This window comes from Oceanobacillus sp. FSL K6-2867 (assembly GCF_037963145.1).
Classification (GTDB): Bacteria; Bacillota; Bacilli; order Bacillales; family Amphibacillaceae; genus Oceanobacillus.
In genome coordinates, this window is sequence record NZ_CP150144.1 from 87,594 (window position 1) to 106,137 (window position 18,544).

15 protein-coding genes, 1 other RNA gene and 2 other annotated features are annotated in these 18,544 nt (G+C 38.1%); of the genes, 3 read left to right on the top strand and 13 right to left on the bottom strand.

Going from position 1 to position 18,544, the window contains the following annotated elements; all coding sequences use genetic code 11:
* Window positions 1-56: 56 nt before the first annotated feature.
* The 8 genes from alaS to NSQ77_RS00485 all read right to left on the bottom strand — a co-directional run bounded on the left by alaS (window position 57) and on the right by NSQ77_RS00485 (window position 10,352).
* Entirely contained in the window at window positions 57-2,702 is a 2,646-nt protein-coding gene (gene alaS / locus NSQ77_RS00450) for an alanine--tRNA ligase (protein WP_339228234.1), read from the bottom strand.
* A gap of 54 nt (window positions 2,703-2,756) precedes the next feature.
* Window positions 2,757-2,965, bottom strand: a binding site (T-box leader).
* Window positions 2,966-3,007: 42 nt separating this feature from the next.
* A complete protein-coding gene (locus NSQ77_RS00455; protein ID WP_339228235.1) occupies window positions 3,008-4,075 on the bottom strand; it encodes an AI-2E family transporter in 1,068 nt (355 codons plus the stop codon).
* A gap of 54 nt (window positions 4,076-4,129) precedes the next feature.
* Window positions 4,130-4,318, bottom strand: coding sequence for a hypothetical protein (locus NSQ77_RS00460; RefSeq protein WP_339228236.1), 189 nt, complete (start codon window positions 4,316-4,318; stop codon window positions 4,130-4,132).
* Between the two features lie 67 nt (window positions 4,319-4,385).
* The gene (locus NSQ77_RS00465; RefSeq protein WP_339228237.1) at window positions 4,386-6,704 is read right to left on the bottom strand and encodes an ATP-dependent RecD-like DNA helicase; all 2,319 of its coding nucleotides are present in this window, start codon (window positions 6,702-6,704) and stop codon (window positions 4,386-4,388) included.
* Between the two features lie 36 nt (window positions 6,705-6,740).
* A complete protein-coding gene (locus tag NSQ77_RS00470; RefSeq protein WP_339228239.1) occupies window positions 6,741-7,406 on the bottom strand; it encodes a tetratricopeptide repeat protein in 666 nt (221 codons plus the stop codon).
* Window positions 7,407-7,425: 19 nt separating this feature from the next.
* The gene (gene mnmA / locus NSQ77_RS00475; RefSeq protein WP_339228240.1) at window positions 7,426-8,538 is read right to left on the bottom strand and encodes a tRNA 2-thiouridine(34) synthase MnmA; all 1,113 of its coding nucleotides are present in this window, start codon (window positions 8,536-8,538) and stop codon (window positions 7,426-7,428) included.
* A gap of 212 nt (window positions 8,539-8,750) precedes the next feature.
* Window positions 8,751-9,893, bottom strand: a complete 1,143-nt coding sequence (locus tag NSQ77_RS00480) for a cysteine desulfurase family protein (protein WP_339228241.1) — start codon at window positions 9,891-9,893, stop codon at window positions 8,751-8,753.
* A gap of 39 nt (window positions 9,894-9,932) precedes the next feature.
* Entirely contained in the window at window positions 9,933-10,352 is a 420-nt protein-coding gene (locus NSQ77_RS00485; RefSeq protein WP_339228242.1) for an Rrf2 family transcriptional regulator, read from the bottom strand.
* A 131-nt stretch (window positions 10,353-10,483) separates the two neighbouring features.
* On the opposite strand from NSQ77_RS00485, the gene NSQ77_RS00490 reads away from it, so the two are divergent.
* Window positions 10,484-11,761: a replication-associated recombination protein A gene (locus tag NSQ77_RS00490; protein WP_339228243.1), complete on the top strand. Its 1,278-nt coding sequence runs from the start codon at window positions 10,484-10,486 to the stop codon at window positions 11,759-11,761.
* A 171-nt stretch (window positions 11,762-11,932) separates the two neighbouring features.
* On the top strand, window positions 11,933-12,598 hold the full coding sequence (locus tag NSQ77_RS00495; protein ID WP_339228244.1) for an RsfA family transcriptional regulator: 666 nt from the start codon (window positions 11,933-11,935) through the stop codon (window positions 12,596-12,598).
* A gap of 131 nt (window positions 12,599-12,729) precedes the next feature.
* Here NSQ77_RS00495 and ssrS read toward each other — a convergent pair.
* The 4 genes from ssrS to NSQ77_RS00515 all read right to left on the bottom strand — a co-directional run bounded on the left by ssrS (window position 12,730) and on the right by NSQ77_RS00515 (window position 16,869).
* A non-coding RNA gene (gene ssrS / locus NSQ77_RS00500) (6S RNA) lies at window positions 12,730-12,924 on the bottom strand.
* A 375-nt stretch (window positions 12,925-13,299) separates the two neighbouring features.
* Window positions 13,300-15,075 carry an aspartate--tRNA ligase gene (aspS, locus tag NSQ77_RS00505; protein ID WP_339228245.1) on the bottom strand — a complete coding sequence of 592 codons (1,776 nt, stop codon included), beginning with the start codon at window positions 15,073-15,075 and terminating at the stop codon, window positions 13,300-13,302.
* A gap of 1 nt (window position 15,076) precedes the next feature.
* Window positions 15,077-16,360: a histidine--tRNA ligase gene (hisS, locus tag NSQ77_RS00510; protein ID WP_339228246.1), complete on the bottom strand. Its 1,284-nt coding sequence runs from the start codon at window positions 16,358-16,360 to the stop codon at window positions 15,077-15,079.
* A gap of 64 nt (window positions 16,361-16,424) precedes the next feature.
* Window positions 16,425-16,645: a binding site (T-box leader), on the bottom strand.
* Between the two features lie 50 nt (window positions 16,646-16,695).
* Window positions 16,696-16,869 carry a hypothetical protein gene (locus NSQ77_RS00515; RefSeq protein ID WP_339231130.1) on the bottom strand — a complete coding sequence of 58 codons (174 nt, stop codon included), beginning with the start codon at window positions 16,867-16,869 and terminating at the stop codon, window positions 16,696-16,698.
* Between the two features lie 112 nt (window positions 16,870-16,981).
* On the opposite strand from NSQ77_RS00515, the gene NSQ77_RS00520 reads away from it, so the two are divergent.
* Window positions 16,982-18,043, top strand: a complete 1,062-nt coding sequence (locus tag NSQ77_RS00520; protein ID WP_339228247.1) for an N-acetylmuramoyl-L-alanine amidase — start codon at window positions 16,982-16,984, stop codon at window positions 18,041-18,043.
* A 46-nt stretch (window positions 18,044-18,089) separates the two neighbouring features.
* On the opposite strand, the gene dtd is transcribed toward NSQ77_RS00520, so the two are convergent.
* Window positions 18,090-18,536, bottom strand: coding sequence for a D-aminoacyl-tRNA deacylase (dtd, locus tag NSQ77_RS00525; protein WP_339228248.1), 447 nt, complete (start codon window positions 18,534-18,536; stop codon window positions 18,090-18,092).
* Between the last annotated feature and the right edge of the window lie 8 nt (window positions 18,537-18,544).

The window sequence follows — 18,544 nt, forward strand, 5'->3', positions numbered from 1 at the left end:
CGCCACTTTAAATCAATTTTCCATCTAAATTTGTTAAAGATTTAGATGCCAGCTGCTTATGCCTCTTTTACATTTTCAGCAATATAGGTCTTGGCTGCTTCAAGTGCTTCAGTAATTTTTGCTGGGTCTTTGCCGCCAGCTTGTGCCATATCTGGGCGTCCACCACCGCCGCCGCCACAAATAGCAGCTGCTTGTTTAATTAGATTCCCGGCATGTAAGCCATGCCCTATTAAATCTTTTGATACACCTGCAGCTAACTGAACCTTTCCGTCATTTTCAGCAGCAAGTAAAATAACGCCTGAATCTAACTTCTGTTTTAACTCATCTAACATTTTACGTAACTGATTCATATCTTTTACATTTACCTTTTGAGCTAGAAGGCTTATATCATGGACAGTTTCTATCTTATCTAAGATAGAGGCAGCCTCTAAATTGGATAATTTCGCACTCAAGGATTCATTCTCTTTTTGTAATCCTTTAATCTCTTGATGTAATCCTTCAATTCGTTCAGGAAGCTGCTCTTCTTTTGTTTTGGCAAGTTTTGCGGAGGTGCTCAATATCTCCAATTTATCATTCAGGAATTCATAGGCATGTTTGCTTGTGACAGCTTCTATTCTTCTTGTACCAGCACCGATACCACTTTCTGACACAATTTTGAATAAGCCAATTTCGGAAGTGTTCGTCACATGGCAACCACCACATAGCTCTAGACTGTAATCACCAATTTGAACAACTCTTACAACATCGCCATATTTTTCACCAAATAAAGCCATTGCACCCATCTCTTTTGCTTCATCCAGTTTCTTATTATCTATAACCAACGCAATGGATTCCCACACTTTTTCATTAACAATATGCTCAATCTCTTTCAGTTCATCTTTTGTAACAGCATTAAAATGGGAGAAATCAAAACGTAATCGTTCTGGTGTTACTAATGAACCAGCTTGATTTACATGTGTGCCTAAAACATCCTTCAATGCTTGGTGTAGTAGATGTGTCGCCGTATGGTTTTTGATGATTGCTGTACGGAAACGTTCATCAACAATTGCTTTTACATTATCACCAATATGAAATTCTCCATCCTTTATTTCAACTCGATGAATATGCTGACCTTTCGGCGACTTTTGTACATCGAGCACATATGCAGATGCATTTTCTGTATATAGCCAGCCATGGTCTGCAACCTGTCCACCACTTTCTGCATAAAAAGGTGTCTGATTTAAAAATAATAAAACTTCATCACCCTTTTGTACGGTACCAACAACTTCTTTTCCCCCTATAATTGATGCTATTGTTGTATCTATTTCTAGCTGCTGATAGCCAATAAATTCACTCTCAATATCAATTTCACTTAAAATTGTATCCTGAACCTGCATAGAATCTACCTTTTGTCTTGCACTTCTTGCACGTTCTCGCTGCTTTTCCATTTCTTGCTCATAGCCAGTCTGATCCACTGTAAAGCCTTGCTGTTCTACATATTCTTCAGTCAGCTCTTTCGGGAAGCCGTACGTATCATAGAGCCGGAACACTTCTTCACCAGGAAACACCGTATTTCCAGCAGCTTTTTCCCGGTCCATAATGGTGGATAAAATATGCAATCCATCATTGAGCGTTTCATGGAACCTTTCCTCTTCTACTTTAATAATGTTTTGAATAAACTCTTGTTGGCCCAATACCTCCGGATAGAAATCCTTCATAATATTGCCAACAGTATTAACCAGCTCATACATAAACGGTTTCTCAATACCAATTTCTTTAGCAAACCGGACAGCTCTTCGAATTAACCTTCTTAATACATAGCCTCTGCCTTCATTAGATGGTACTGCCCCATCGCCAATTGCAAAGCTTACCGTACGAATATGGTCAGCGATAACTTTAAATGCCGTATCGCCCGCGTCACTTTTTCCATAGGAAGTATTGGCAAGATTTTCTGTTTTTCGGATAATCGGCATAAATAAATCCGTATCAAAATTCGTTGGTACTTGCTGAATGATCGATGTCAAACGTTCAAGTCCCATGCCTGTATCGATATTTTTCTTTGGCAGCGGTGTATACGTATCATCTGGATTATGATTAAACTGAGAAAATACAAGATTCCATACTTCCAAATAACGACTATTCTCTCCACCTGGGTAAAGCTCTGGATCATTTGGATCGTTTCCGAATGCCTCACCGCGGTCATAGAAAATTTCCGTATTCGGTCCGCTAGGTCCCTCCCCAATATCCCAGAAGTTTTCCTCTAAGCGAATAATCCGTTCTTTTGGTATTTGGATCTCATTCAACCATATATCGTAAGCTTCATCATCTTCTGGATGCACGGTAACAGATAGTAATTCCTTATCAAATCCAATCCATTTCTCATCCGTTAAGAATTCCCACGCCCATTCAATTGCTTCCTTTTTGAAATAATCGCCAATGGAGAAATTACCAAGCATTTCAAAAAAAGTGTGGTGTCTTGCTGTGAAACCAACATTTTCAATATCATTTGTTCGTATTGCCTTCTGAGCATTCACTATACGCGGATTTTTCGGAATCACCCGACCGTCGAAATATTTCTTTAATGTTGCAACTCCGCTGTTGATCCATAGTAATGTCGGGTCATCGACAGGCACTAGTGAAGCGCTTGGCTCTACTTGATGTCCTTTCTCTTTAAAAAAATCAATAAATAATTGTCTAATTTCTGCTGAGCTTAATTGTTTCATAATTCATTCCTCCAAACGTTCTATAAAATTAAAAAAATCTCCTCTCTGCATGATTGCAGGGACGAGATTTGTTCGCGGTACCACCCTAATTATGAATGACAAAATCATTCATCACTTAAACATGGTAACGGTTTGAGACCGACGGGGATTAACCGTACTCCGGCTTAGCTTTCCATGAGACTATGTTTAGGATTTCTTTCAACCAAGGAAACCCCTCTCTTTAAACTAGCTGTTCATGTACTTTGTGCCTTCTTTGCGTTTCATATATTATGATAGCGTAATTATAAGGAACTTTAGTTGCATTGTCAATGATTAGACCGCAGAGAAACAAACTGTACGACAATCACTTTTAAAATCGTTAATGCAGGAACAGCCAATATCATGCCCCACACTCCAAATAATTGACCACCCAATAGTAATACAAAGATTATTGCTACGGGATGTATTTTAACCGTTTTCCCCATAATATACGGTGATAAAAGGTTGCCTTCAATTACCTGTATAATAAAAATAGCAATAATCACAAATATGACAGTGTTGCCTCCTGTTGTATAGGAAATCATTACCGCAGGGATTGCACCAATGATTGGTCCGAAATACGGAATAATATTCGTAACACCCATTACAATCGCTAACAGCAGCGCATAATTAACGTCCAGCAATTTAAAAATTATTAGACATGCAATACTGACAAACAAGCTGACAATAAGCTGTCCTCGAATGTATCCGCCAAGTCCTTTATCCACTTCCTTCACTAATTCAGTCGCTTCATCCTTATATTTATGTGGAATAAACCACATAAAAAAAGATTCGATCTTTACATAATCCTTAATGAAGTAAAAGACTAATACCGGGATAACAGTTATAATGATAATCATGTCAAATATTCTTGTAAAGCCTCCGACTAATTTGCCAAGCAAATGATCCAAGGAGATTTCTATTGTTGCTACAAGCTGATCAATTTTGTCATGTACCGTTTCAGGTAAAAACGAAGTATAGCTGTATACTTGATAAATCCAGTTTTCGTACATGTGAATGAATTCAGGCAGATTATCATTAAGATCACGGACTTGATGGACAATAGCAGGATATCCTTTATAAAATAAATATCCAGCTCCACCGAAGAATACTAAATAGATCAGCAGGATAGAAAGACCTCGATGAATATTCCACTCATGTAATTTTTCCACTAGTGGATGGAGCAAATAAGCAATTAATGCAGCAACTATAAAAGGAATAAACAGTTTCCATAAAAATGAAAAAAAGGCTTCGTAATATGGCATTGTTTTTACAAGCAAAAAGGAAAAAATAAATAAAACAATCCCAATTAATAGCCAATAAAGTAATCGAAAGCGTTTTTTATCCTCAGCCATGATAGACACTCCTCGGGCGTATTGTAGTTATCTCACGTTTCCGGCTGAGAGTGTCTATGGTAATCTTCTTTCCTCTTTCGTAAACAAATCATCTAGTGAGCTTAAGCTTCCATCAGCTTCAATTTGATGTACCATTAACTCATTGCTTGTCACTGTCATTTCAATAAAGCAGGTCCAGCAATAATAATCCTGTGTACCTATTTTTCCAATATCTCTTCCATTACAATTCGGGCATCGTAGCATGTTTTTAACTCCTTTACGAGTAATACGCTACTATACTTGCCCGCTTCCGTATTTTTTATACGTTTATTCACATGAAATCATATGGTGAGATTTCTTCTTCATCTGCTTCTTCCGATTTTTCCACTTTGATATCTTTCATTCTATCACTTAATTGTTCTCTCAGTGACGTATAGCGCTTATTCGTATCCATTGTCTGAATACCTTTTAAAAATGCTTGTTTTTCGCCACAAATTATCAAAGACTCTTTGCTTCTTGTAATTGCTGTGTACAGTAAATTTTTTCGCAGCATACGAAAATAGGTCGATACAACAGGAAGGATAACAATCGGAAATTCGCTGCCTTGTGACTTATGAATCGAAATGCAATAAGCATGAGTGAAATTGTTATAATTGTTTCGTTCATAGACAACTTCTTTCTCATCGAAACTAATCACAACCTGCTCCACGTTATCTACATTCTCTTCTTCTCGAAAAATAGCAACAACTTCTCCAATATCGCCATTATAAACGCCATCCTCTGGTTGATTGACAAGCTGAATCACTTTATCCCCTACACGGTAAACAACATCATGGTACTTAACTTCCCGTTTTGTTTTCGTCTTTGGATTAATTAATTGCTGAAGCTGTTCATTAATCATTGTGATGCCTGCCTGGCTTCGGTACATGGGCGCTAATACTTGAATTTCCATGGCATCAAGTCCTTTATCCATCGCCTTTTTAAAAATTGATGTTACTACTTGGAGCACTTGCTGTTCATTACAAGCAATAAAACTAAAATCTTTATCATTTTGTAATGACTGATCTGCCAGCTGATCATTTTTAATCTCATGTGCAAGCTGAATGATTTTTGAACCTTCTTTTTGGCGATATACTTCATTAAGGCGAACAAGCGGGAGTAAATTACTATTTAATAAATCTGTTAATACTTGACCAGGCCCAACGGATGGCAGCTGATCTTCATCCCCAACTAGCAATACTTGCATTTCATCAGGAATTGCCTTAAATAAACTATTTGCAAGCCAAATATCAACCATAGAAAACTCATCTACAATAAGAATTTTTCCGGATAGCTGTTCTTGCTCATCCTTGCTGAATCCATTGCTTCCATTCCAACCAAGGAGTCTGTGAATGGTCAGTGCTGGAAGACCAGTCGACTCATTCAAACGTTTGGCAGCTCTTCCTGTTGGTGCCGTTAAAACAAATGGAAAATCAGCTGCATCATCATAATCTTTCAAATTAAGGGAAACATCATGAATTACTGAATAAGCTTTTAAAATACCTTTAATCACTGTTGTTTTTCCGGTTCCGGGACCACCCGTTAAAATCATTACTTTCGAATGCAGCGATTGATTAATTGCCGAAAATTGTTCTTTTCCATAGCTCATTACTTCCGATTCTTCAATATCACCCGTAATTTTCATCATTTCTGCTAGCGGCGTTTCAACTTTAATAGGCTTTTCCATAATCCGTTTCAAATTCGCTGCAAATCCATCCTCAGCATAATAAAGCGAAGGCAAGTATACCTTTGTATCTTTCATGATAACTTTCTTCTCTTTATTCAATTCTTCCATTTGTTCGGTTATGATGCCAGCTTCTTCGGGATGGATACTAAGAAGCTCCCCAACCTGGTCGATACACATTTCAATGGGAATATATACATGTCCTTCTTGGACACTTTTTTGCAGCATATAAATACACCCAGCTCCAATTCGATTTGGGTGTGTCATCGATAACCCATTTTGTCTAGCAATGTCGTCTGCTGTTCGAAAACCAAATCCTTCAATTGCAAAGACATACTGATATGGATCTTCTTCTAAAACTGCTATAGCTTCATCCTTATATTCTTGATAGATACGCTGCGCTATTTTTAAACCAATACCGTATTTAGCTAAATAAACTGCTACGTGTTCAAATCCTTGGTTTTCCTGCAAACTAACTGCTAAACGTTCAGCTGTTTCTCTCTTTAATCCTGGCACACCTTGTAAAATACTTCCGTCATTTAAAATCTGTGTGATAGCCGTTTCGCCTAGATGTTCAACGATGCGTTCAGCAGTCTTTTTTCCAACACCATAAAAAAGATCACTTGATAAGTAAGATATTAAACCATCCTTTGAATTTGGTACAACTGTTTTATACGAAGCAACCTTATACTGCAATCCAAATCTGGCATGTCTTTCAAACGTACCATAAAAGAAATAGGGGGTTTGCTCTTGGAGGTTGGAAAAATAACCTTTAGCAACAATCTCTTTTTCTTTGAAATCTTCATTTGTATCCTGAACCCGGACCTTAATGATAGAAAAATGCTCTGCTTCATTATGAAAAATGGTATATAAAATTTCGCCTTTAATATACCCTTGTTCATTCACTGTTTGTTGATCCTGTTCCATTTGAAACAACCCCACTATCTTTCTTTTGCTCTTTTATCACTTGTTTTCGTTTATAAACTGCTCCACATTTTTCTTACCGTTTAATGCAAGCAGATGATCTGGCTGTATACGCAGCGCTTCATCAAAATGTTTTAAAGCATCTTGCGCTTCTTCATTAAACAGTGAAATGACACCTAAATTGTAATGGGCATCACTATGCGCTTGGTTGATTTTAAGTACGCGTTTAAAGATTGCCTCCGCATCAGTTAAACTATCACATTGCGCGAGTGAAAGTCCATATTGGAAAAGCACTTCATCATCATCCGGGTTAAGTTCGGCTGCACGTAGCAGATAAGGTAATGCAAGACGTGGCTGTTCTTGACTTTGTAATGTTAAGCCAAGCATGAAATAGACATCACTTTCTTCTAAACCTAACTCAATCGCTTTTTGAAAATTTGTTTGTGCTTTTGATAATGCGGACTGCTCAAAATAAAGATTGCCTAATCCGTAATAAGCTGTTGCAGCTGTTGGATCTATTTCAACCGCTTTTTCCAAAAAACGCAGTGCACGATCATTTTCATTTACTTGCATTAAAAGATTAGCAAAATTTATATAGCCAACTGCATCTTTTGGATTTTGCTCAATGACTTCGTTAAATAGCTTGGCAGCTTCTTCAAATTTACGTTCTTTCATATATTGTATTGCTTGTGCATTTTTGTCCACGATTAACAAAACTCCTTACTTAACCAACGTAATCCAATGAACGGTCATTTTTAATAATTTGATCGATTGTTCCCCCACCGAGACAAACTTCGCCATCATAAAATACGACTGCTTGACCAGGGGTAATTGCACGTTCGCTTTCAGCAAATTCTACATACACTTCGCCATTTTCTCTGAGTTTTACTGTTACACGGCTATCTTTTTGACGATAACGGAATTTCGCTGTACAGGTAAAGCTTTCATTGATAACATCTTTGTTAATCCAATTAACATCCGTAGCGATTAAAGCATCGGAATATAATGTTTCATGGTGAAAGCCTTGTTCAACATATAAGATGTTTTCTTTCAAATTCTTACCTACTACAAACCACGGATCACCTGAGCCGCCGATTCCCAATCCTTGGCGCTGTCCAATTGTATAGTACATCAAACCATCATGACGCCCTTTTACGACACCAGCTAAGGTTTGCATTTCACCAGGTTGTGCTGGTAAATATTCACTAAGAAATTGTTTGAAATTCCGCTCTCCAATAAAGCAAATTCCAGTGGAATCCTTTTTGTCGGCTGTAACAAGGCCATGATTTTTTGCGATTTTCCTTACTTCTTTTTTCGGTAAATGCCCTAGGGGAAACATCACTTTTTCTAAAACGTCAGCTGATAATTGATTTAGAAAATAGGTTTGGTCCTTATTATCATCTGCACCACGGAGCATTTCCACACGTCCATCTGTTTCACGCACTTGTGCATAATGTCCTGTTGCTAAATAATCTGCCCCAAGCGCTAATGCGTGATCTAAAAATGCTTTGAATTTAATTTCTTTATTGCACATTACGTCTGGATTCGGTGTACGTCCTGCTTTGTATTCATCTAGGAAATAAGTAAACACTTTGTCCCAGTATTGCTTTTCAAAGTTTACAGAGTAATATGGAATATCCAGCTGATTACAGACGCGAACAACATCATCAAAATCTTCTGTAGCCGTACAAACACCAAATTCATCCGTGTCATCCCAGTTTTTCATAAAGATGCCAACAACATCATAGCCTTGTTCCTTTAAAAGTAATGCAGCTACAGATGAATCAACACCACCACTCATCCCGATTACGACACGTGTATCTTTATTATTTTTCATTTTTCTTCACTATCCTTTATAGAGGTTAAACATTTATCACACATTAACAGGCTGTAATACCCCACCACTAAGTATGGGAAAAGCAAATAAATGGAGGTGGGAAGTTAAGCAGCCCGTAAATTGCTGATTCTGTTCAAGGGCCTGCGGGGCTCCCTTGTTGGGCAAACATTCAGTAGGAGTGGAATGTCTCCCCCGCTGAATGGGGTTTCACTTTATGCTGTTAATCGTTTGACAATTCGAGAAACACGATTCGCTGCTTCTCTCACATTTTCCTCTGTATTAAAAATGCCGAAACTGAATCGAACCGAATTGGTCGTACATGGGTTATCTTTTCCAAACATCGCTGTCAATACATGCGACGGCTCTACACTTCCTGCGGTACATGCACTGCCACTGGAAGCCGCAATTCCATCTAAGTCGAAATTTGCTAGCAGTGCTTCAACATTTGTTCCCGGAAAGCTAATGTTAATAATAGAAGCAACAGATGCTTCCATATCTCCATTCACCTCAAATTGTACTCTATTTTCTTTTAACGTTCGAATAAATAGCTCTTTATATGATTGATACTGTTCTTTTCTAATTTCCTTATGCTTCATTGCTAGCTCAACAGCTTTTTGAAAACCAAAGGCACCTGCAACATTTTCAGTGCCTGGACGACGTTTACGTTCCTGCTCTCCACCATGCTGCAAAGATTTCAGCATCACATTTTCGTTGGCATATAGAAAGCCAATCCCTTTGGGACCGTTTATTTTATGTGAAGATACCGTAAGCATATCAATTCCCATTTCCTTCACATCAATATCAATCAAGCCATATGCTTGTACGGCATCTGTATGAAAATATGCCTGATGCCCCTCTAAAAGTTCTCCAATTTCTTTAATAGGCTGAATAATTCCCGTCTCATTATTTACAAACATTACCGACACAAGAATCGTATGATCTGTTAATGCATCCTGGACATCTTCAATCCGTATTTTCCCATTTTTATATACTGGAAGATACGTAACCTCAAATCCATGGCTTTCCAGCTCCTCTGCTGTATGAAGTACCGCATGGTGCTCCTGCACTGTTGTGATAATATGATTTCCTTTATGCCGATTTGCCAGCGCTGTTCCTAAAAGCGCCAGATTATCCGCTTCTGTTCCGCCGCTTGTAAACGTAATTTCTTTTTCATTTGCCTGGATGCTTGACGCCATGATACGTCTAGCTTCATCAAGAATCTGGCGTCCTTTTCTTCCAAAAGAATGTACGCTTGATGGGTTTCCGAAATTTTCTTTATATACAGGAAGCATTGCTTGAATAACTTCCTCATCCATTGGCGTTGTTGCTGCATGATCCAAATAAATTGGTTCCATAATTTATTTCCTTTCCTTTATTAATACGGTATGCAATGATTAGATATAAAACATATATGCATCCTGTACTTCATCCTCATCATGATTCGCTAAAGCTTCTAACGTTGTGCTATCCAAAACATTTTTCACGGCATCACGAATTTGCAACCACAATGCTTGCTGTGCAGGCTTTTCTTCTTCAATTCCTTCCACAATTGTAAGTGGACCTTCCAAAACACGGATTACGTCCCCTGCAGTAATTTCCTTAGGTTCCTTTGATAATATATATCCACCGTATGCACCACGGATACTTTTAATCAATCCAGCATTTCGAAGTGGTGAAGCAAGCTGTTCCAAATAATGCTCCGATAGGTTATTTTCTTGGGCAATTGCCTTTAGCGATAGAGGACCGTCTCCATGCTTTTTTGTTAAAGCTATCATAATGGTTAAACCATATCTGCCCTTCGTTGAAATTTTCATCTATTATGCACCTCTGTTTCTTTCAATCGTCCATTCGTTTATAATATTAGTTATTATAGCATGAATGGGGTATGTCTTGCATTTTAGCAATCCTAATACAATTAATTAATTATATATAAAGGGAGATATAAATGAAACAAAAACCTCTCGCATTTCGAATGAGACCTGAATTAATCACAGACATTATTGGACAAGAACACCTTGTAGGCGAAGGAAAAATCATTAATCGTATGATACGGGCAAATCAATTAGCATCGATGATTCTTTTCGGCCCACCAGGAACTGGAAAAACTTCCATGGCATATGCGCTTGCCAAAAGTGTTGGTTTACCAGTTAAAATGCTAAACGCAGTAACGGACAAAAAAAAGGATATGGAAATTGTAGTTGAAGAAGCAAAAATGATGGGACAGATTGTCTTAATATTGGATGAAGTACATCGCTTAGATAAAGCAAAGCAGGATTTCCTGCTTCCTCATTTAGAAAGCAATTTAGTGACATTGATTGGCTGTACAACCAGCAATCCCTATCATTCAATTAATCCAGCAATTCGAAGCAGGTGTCATCTTTTTGAATTGCATGGATTAACTCCAGAGAATGTAATAACTGCAATTCGCCGTGCTGCAGAGAATAAAGAAAACGGTTATGGAAATCGTGATATTGTTATAACGGATTCGGCTATTGATCATATTGCGAATTCAGCCAATGGTGATTTAAGATCTGCATTAAATGGCTTAGAGCTTGCGGTCGCTTCAACGCCAGAAAACGAAGATAAGCAAATCATCATTAATCTGGATGTGGCTGAAGAATGTATGCAGAAGAAAAGTTTTTCACATGATAAAAATGGTGATGCACACTATGACGTGCTCTCAGCTTTTCAAAAATCCATACGTGGCAGTGATGTAAATGCGGCACTCCACTATTTAGGCAGATTAATTGAAGCAGGCGATCTTGATAGTATTGCACGCCGAATGATTGTCATTGCCTATGAAGATATTGGTCTTGCAAATCCTCAGGCTGGTCCACGTGCTGTGGCAGCAGTTCAAGCTGCAGAAAGACTTGGGTTCCCTGAGGCAAGAATTCCATTAGCTGTTGCAATTGTTGAGCTTGCGCTTTCTCCTAAATCCAATACGGCGTATAAAGCACTTGACGCAGCTTTAACTGACATTCGAAGTGGCAAAAGTGGTGAAATCCCGGCACACTTAAAGGACTCGCATTATGCTGGGGCAGCAAAACTAGGCCGGGGAATTGATTATAAATATCCCCATAACTACGATGGTGCTTGGGTTCAGCAACAATATTTACCTGATTCTATCAAAAATAAAAACTACTACCAACCCAAAAACAGCGGTAAATTCGAACAAGCATTGAAGCAGGTTCATGATAAAATTCAGAGAGAGACTAAAAAGTAACGAAAAAGAGTTTGTTAAAAGGAGTCCAGTTAAATAACACACCAAATTTTTTAGCTGTTCTTTTTTATTTCTCATGCAAACACGTATGTATAATTCCTTTTCTATGCGGTAATAATAGACTTAAAACATTCAATCTATTGTTGTGCCACTATGAAAAAGGAGTTGAATATATTGGTTAAAGTCAGACAAGATGCTTGGTCACATGAAGATGATTTACTGCTTGCAGAAACAGTACTGCGCCATATTCGAGAGGGCAGTACACAATTAAATGCATTTGATGAGGTTGGTGACCATTTAAATCGGACTTCTGCAGCTTGCGGTTTTCGCTGGAATGCTGAAGTTAGGTCAAAATATGAAAGTGCTATTGATCTTGCAAAAAGGCAACGTAAAGAGAAAAAAAGAGCATTATCCTCTGTATCAAAGAAAACAAGCGTTCCTGCTGTTTCCTTACATTCAGTAAATGAAAAAGCAGAAACAAATCTTGAAACTAATTCTCTTGCTGTAGCTGAAACATCAAGCTTAAGCATTGATAAGGTTATTCAATACTTAAAAGAATTAAAAAAAGAATCGAATGCTTCCAATCAATCAAAAGCAGCATTAGAGACACTTGAAAAAGAAAATGTAATGCTAAAATCAAAAGTTCAGGAACTAGAAAACCAGCTTTCATCTACCGAGGATCAACTGGTTTCAATTCAAGAAGATTACCAGACTTTCATTCAAATTATGGATAGAGCAAGAAAAATGACTGTACTTGACGATAAAGACAGTCGTACAGCGCCTGCATTCCGTATGGACAAAAACGGTAACTTGCAGCAATTAGCTCAAGGATCAAATTAATTCTGCAAAGAAAAAAGGAACCTTAAAGGATCCTTTTTTTCTTTGTTTTGTGAATGATAAATGCAGAGTACACAATTTCGCATCAGCTAAACTGATCAAGGCGATCATGCTTTTCATCCTCTATGTATTCGCTCAATCCCGATCGTGCCGTTCTATCATGAGTTTTGATCCCGCTTCAGGCAGGTGGGTGCCCAGTTTTATAGATATCATGCTTCCAGGATTTAAAACATAACAAGGCATGCATTCACTATAAAAACATAATCGAGCTCCCAAGTATACAGTTGTTCGGTCAAAATACTTTTAATAGACGAACACATCAGGATTGAAACAAAATCATGCTAATTTGCAAATTTATTTTAACATACCAGATGATTTTTTTCAATATTTACAACTATTAAAATCTCAATTTCTTTATAATATCCTTCCTGGTTTGAAAATGATTTTTTTAGTCATGCTCAAACCGGAAAGGATTGTTTTACTGTCTTTACTGTTAAATTCGAAAGAAACTCCGAACTATTGTCAATTATGGCTTGAGCGTATACCCGCTCCGGAAACACATTCCGCTTTTCGCGGGTGTACCCTTAGGTATGCATCCGCCCAAAGTGATCCCGGACGGCGGGGCTTACTCATACCTTAGCAGTTAGTTCGAAGTCTATATATTTTGTTTACAAAAATTAATTCCAGTTATCCTAAATTCCTGTTTATTTAGCCGCACTTTTCTCTGAAAGCTTGATTGCTAGTTCATCTAACTGTGCATGACTAACTTCGCTTGGTGCATTTGTCATTAAATCAGATGCAGATGCAGTTTTCGGGAATAAAATTGTATCTCTAAGATTTGATCTGCCAGCCAGAAGCATAATAATACGGTCAAGCCCGAGTGCTATTCCACCATGGGGGGGTGCACCGTACTCTAATGCTTCTAGTAAAAATCCAAATTGTTCTTGAGCTTTTTCTTTTGTGAAGCCTAGCACATTAAACATATGATCTTGCTGTTCTTTCTGATAAATACGAATCGACCCTCCGCCTAACTCATATCCATTTAACACGAGATCATAGGCATTTGCTCTGACATTAGCTGGGTCTGTTTCTAATTTATCAAGGTCTTCCTCAACTGGTGAAGTAAATGGATGATGCGCTGCAAAATATCTGCCTAATTCCTCATCATACTCAAGCAACGGCCAATCTGTTACCCAAAGGAAATTGAATTTGGATTCATCGATCAGCTTAAGCTGCTTGCCCAGCTTCAGGCGTAATGCTCCTAGACTGTCATATACAACAGATGTTTTATCTGCTACAAATAGGAGCAAATCTCCATCTGCTGCTGTTGCTTTTTCCAGAAGTCCCGCTTTTTCATCATCTGTGATAAATTTCGCAATCGGCCCTTTTAATTCGTCTCCTTCTACCTTCACCCAAGCAAGCCCTTTTGCACCATAAACTTTGACAAAGTCGGTTAATTTGTCAATATCCTTCCGAGAGTAATTAGCAGCCTCTCCTTTTACATTTAAGAGTGCAACCTTCCCCCCTGAATCGATTGCTCCCTGGAAGACTTTAAAAGTTGAACCAGCTAATACATCTGAAACATGGATTAATTCAAGTCCAAATCGTGTGTCTGGTTTATCGGAACCAAAGCGCCCCATTGCTTCATCATATGGCATCCGTTGTAAAGGCAATTCGATATCAATACCTTTTACTTCTTTCATAATCTGCTGCATCATACTTTCCGTCATTTCCATGATTTCATCACTTGTTAAAAAAGATGTTTCGATATCAATTTGTGTGAATTCCGGCTGTCTATCAGCACGCAAATCCTCATCACGGAAGCATCGGGCAATTTGATAATACTTTTCAAAACCGCTCATCATAATAAGTTGCTTAAATAACTGTGGTGATTGTGGCAATGCATAAAATTCACCTGGGTGAACACGACTTGGAACGAGATAATCCCGTGCACCTTCTGGCGTGCTTTTTGTCAAGATTGGTGTTTCCATTTCCAAAAATTCATTGTCATTCAAGAAGTTACGAATGATTTGTGTTGTTTGGTGACGCAGCTTGAATGTTTCCTGTAATTCATTTCTTCTAAGATCTAAATAACGATATTTTAATCTGATATCCTCAGAAACCTCTGTATCGTCTTGAATTGCAAATGGAGGTGTTTTCGATTTATTCAAGATTGCAACGGATCCTGCGAGAACTTCAATTGTTCCAGTCTTCATATTCGGATTTACAGTCGATTCATTACGTTTAACGACGGTTCCACGAACTTCCAAAACATATTCCGAACGAACCCGTTCCGCAGTTTCTAATGCTTCTTGTGATTTATCCGGATTAAATACAACTTGGACCACACCTGATTTATCCCGTAAATCAATAAATATCAAACCACCTAAATCACGTCTTTTTTGTACCCAGCCTTTTAGGAGTACTTCCTGTTCAATCATCGCTTCTGTTAATTTACCTGTATATATTCTTTCGCTCATGTTATTTGCCTCCTAAAAGCCTTTTTTGCAATTCTTCAATTAAACAATCTATGGATATTTCTGATTGCTGACCAGTTTCCATCTCTTTCAAATTCACAGTTTGCTTTTCCAGCTCTTCTTCACCAAGTACTAAAACATATTTCGCCTGAAAACGGTCAGCAGCTTTAAATTGTGCTTTCATTTTACGGCCTTGATAGTCTTTATCCACTTGAATTCCATTTGCTCTCAGCTCATGCACGAGTCGTGTTGCTTCTTTTTCAACTTGAGATGATCCTGTTGCTACAACAAAGCAGTCAAGGCTTTCATCAATTGGAATTGCAATATTTTCTGCTTCGAGTGCCATGAGCAAACGCTCAAAACCCATTCCAAAACCTATTCCCGGCGTTTCTGGCCCGCCTAGCTCCTCTATTAAACCATTGTATCTTCCACCACCAGCAAGCGTTGTAATTGCACCAAAACCTTCCGCTTCACTCATAATTTCAAATGCTGTATGGTTATAATAATCAAGTCCTCGAACAAGATTTGCATCGACAACAAAGTCAATATTCATTAATGTTAAATATTCTTGAACCTGCTCAAAATAGACTTTAGAACTCTCATTCAGATATTCAAGAATAGATGGAGCTGTTTTCATTGCTGGGTGATCACGATCTTTTTTACAATCTAATACACGAAGCGGATTTTGCGATAATCGTGTTTGACAATCAGAGCATAGCTCTTCCTTATGCGGCTGAAAATGGTTTACAAGCGCTTGCCTGTGATTGTCTCTGCTCTCTTTATCTCCAAGTGAGTTAATCACTAATTTTAATGATGTTAATCCGAGCTCTTTATACACCGTCATCGCAAGGTCAATCACTTCCGCATCAACAGCTGGATCAGCACTTCCAAGTGCCTCCACACCAAACTGATTCAATTGACGCATTCTGCCTTTTTGAGGACGCTCATAACGAAACATTTGTGCAAAATAGTAAAGTTTAACCGGTTGGTTTGGATCACCAAATAGTTTATTTTCAACAAAAGCTCTCGATACAGATGCAGTACCCTCTGGACGCAGTGTAAGACTTCGGCCTCCACGATCTTCGAAGGTATACATTTCCTTTTGAACAATATCTGTAGAGTCTCCAACTCCACGCTGGAATACTTCGGTATGTTCAAATAAAGGGGTGCGAATTTCTTTATAATGGAATCGATCGCACACATCTTTAATTTTATTCTCTGCATATTGCCATTTGGCAGCGTCTTTTGGTAATATATCCACTGTTCCTCTTGGTGCCTTCATACTCATCTCTAAACCCCCTGCTTCCTAATTCATAATAATAGTATTAAAAAAATCCCGTCCCTTATATAAAATAAGGGACGGGATTTTTCCCGCGTTGCCACCCTAGTTGATGCTAAATTAATAGCACCCGCTCTTCACAGTTAACGCCTGCAAAACGTTCATACCTACTCTATTTCGATATAAAACCTCAGGAGCGTCTTTCATTAAGCCATCTGGGAAAATGCTCACAGCCAACGGCATTTTCTCTCTACACCAGTGGAACTCAATTACTTTTTCCTTCAACGGTATTTTAATATTATATATTGGAATGTCTATTATATTAAGCGGTACCGAAATGATTGTCAAGCTCGATCCAGCTTTTTCTTTAATAATTTGACATCTTCAATTGCGATACCTAATTCACTTGTCGTTTCCAAATTAGCTCCACTTCCTTCTAAATCAGTAAATCGATGTAAATCCGCCGATAAGGTATCCTTATGATTTCCAATGTTCCATTGTTTCTCATTCATTCGCACAGTAACGTCCTCCTTCATAGCGCATGTAGTCTTTCTCTAGCTTTGCCTTTAATAGAGTTTTTTATTATACTTGATAAATGAAATAAATTACTTAGGGTTGGGGAGGAACGTCGTGCATTCAAGAAAAATTATAATATTCTTATCTACAGCTATATTTTTCTTGCTATCGGTCCCATTTAGCGTTCATGCTGATGAAGCTATCATAAACGCTTCAAATTTAAATGTACGTAGTGGACCTGGTACAGATTATGAAAGCATTGGAAGAATCGATACGGGACAAGCATTTACCGTTCTTGAGCAAAAAAACGAGTGGGTGAAAATAGATTTAGGCGACGAAACTGGCTGGGTAGCATTGGAATTTGTGACACTTACCGAATCACAATCTAATGGAGCGGAAGAAGAAAGCGAAGTAAATACCGATATGAATACCATCACGATCCAACAGGATAATACTCAGCTTCGTGATGGCCCCTCCACTGATAATGCCATAGTACATTTTGCAGATAAAGGTACTGAATTTGACGTTATTTCAGCAACGAACAATTGGTATGAAGTTGCAAATGACAATGTTACAGGTTTCGTTTTGAAAGGTCTTGTTGAAGATTCTAAAAAAACAAATCCAAACAGCAATATATGGAAAAATAAAACGATTGTTATCGACGCTGGTCATGGTGGACGTGATGTAGGAGCAATCGGGGCATCAGAAACATATGAAAAAGATATTGCTTATTTAACAGCACAAGAGCTTGAAAAGGAACTTTTAGCACTTGGTGCAAATGTACTTCTCACTAGGAAGGAAGATGAATTTATCTCTCTTGCAAGCAGGATCACCTACTCTAATGTGCTCGATACAGATGCATTTTTAAGCATCCATTATAACAGTACTCCTGAATTTCCAAATGTATCAGGTATTGAAACGTTCTATTATACAGGAAGCGGTGAAAAACTAGCTGAGAACATTCAACAGGGAATTATAGAAGAATCAGGAGAACGAGACAGAGGAGTTCATGAAGGTGATTTATACGTTATTCGACAGAATCTCAAGCCGTCGGTATTGCTGGAATTAGGATTTATTTCAAATCCTGAAAAAGAAGCAAAGCTGCAAACGCAAAGTTATCAGCAACAGCTTGTGCACGGGATCATGCAAGGTCTGGGTCAACACTTTGTGGAGTAATAAAAATAAGGGAGGCAATCACCCTCCCTTATTTTTATACGTCCTTTTATTTATCCTTGCTATCAATAATTAATGTAACAGGACCTACATTGGTTAATTGTACATCCATCATGGCACCAAATTTTCCTGTTTCCACTGAAATTCCTTGCTCTTCAATCGATGCATTAAAAGCTGTATACAGTTCATTCGCAATTTCTGGCTTCGCAGCCTGTATAAAGCTTGGCCTTCTTCCTTTTCGCGTGTCTCCATAAAGCGTAAACTGAGAGATCGATAAAATACTTCCATTGACGTCTCTTAATGATAGATTCATTTTTTCATTTTCATCTTCAAACACACGCAAATGAATAATTTTATTTACAAGATATTGAATATCCTCCATCGTGTCTTCATGGGTAACTCCAAGTAGTACGACAAACCCATCGGCTATTTTTCCTGCAATTTCGCCGTTTACTGTTACACTGGCATCTTTTGCACGTTGTATCACTGCCTTCATTATCAAAA

Excerpts from the sequence above, each read along its gene's own strand:
- alaS (WP_339228234.1), bottom strand. The coding sequence starts at position 2,702 with ATGAAACAATTAAGCTCAGCAGAAATTAGACAATTATTTATTGATTTT.
- NSQ77_RS00455 (WP_339228235.1), bottom strand. The coding sequence starts at position 4,075 with ATGGCTGAGGATAAAAAACGCTTTCGATTACTTTATTGGCTATTAATT.
- NSQ77_RS00460 (WP_339228236.1), bottom strand. The coding sequence starts at position 4,318 with ATGCTACGATGCCCGAATTGTAATGGAAGAGATATTGGAAAAATAGGT.
- NSQ77_RS00465 (WP_339228237.1), bottom strand. The coding sequence starts at position 6,704 with ATGGAACAGGATCAACAAACAGTGAATGAACAAGGGTATATTAAAGGC.
- mnmA (WP_339228240.1), bottom strand. The coding sequence starts at position 8,538 with ATGAAAAATAATAAAGATACACGTGTCGTAATCGGGATGAGTGGTGGT.
- NSQ77_RS00480 (WP_339228241.1), bottom strand. The coding sequence starts at position 9,893 with ATGGAACCAATTTATTTGGATCATGCAGCAACAACGCCAATGGATGAG.
- NSQ77_RS00485 (WP_339228242.1), bottom strand. The coding sequence starts at position 10,352 with ATGAAAATTTCAACGAAGGGCAGATATGGTTTAACCATTATGATAGCT.
- NSQ77_RS00490 (WP_339228243.1), top strand. The coding sequence starts at position 10,484 with ATGAAACAAAAACCTCTCGCATTTCGAATGAGACCTGAATTAATCACA.
- aspS (WP_339228245.1), bottom strand. The coding sequence starts at position 15,075 with ATGAGCGAAAGAATATATACAGGTAAATTAACAGAAGCGATGATTGAA.
- hisS (WP_339228246.1), bottom strand. The coding sequence starts at position 16,360 with ATGAGTATGAAGGCACCAAGAGGAACAGTGGATATATTACCAAAAGAC.
- dtd (WP_339228248.1), bottom strand. The coding sequence starts at position 18,536 with ATGAAGGCAGTGATACAACGTGCAAAAGATGCCAGTGTAACAGTAAAC.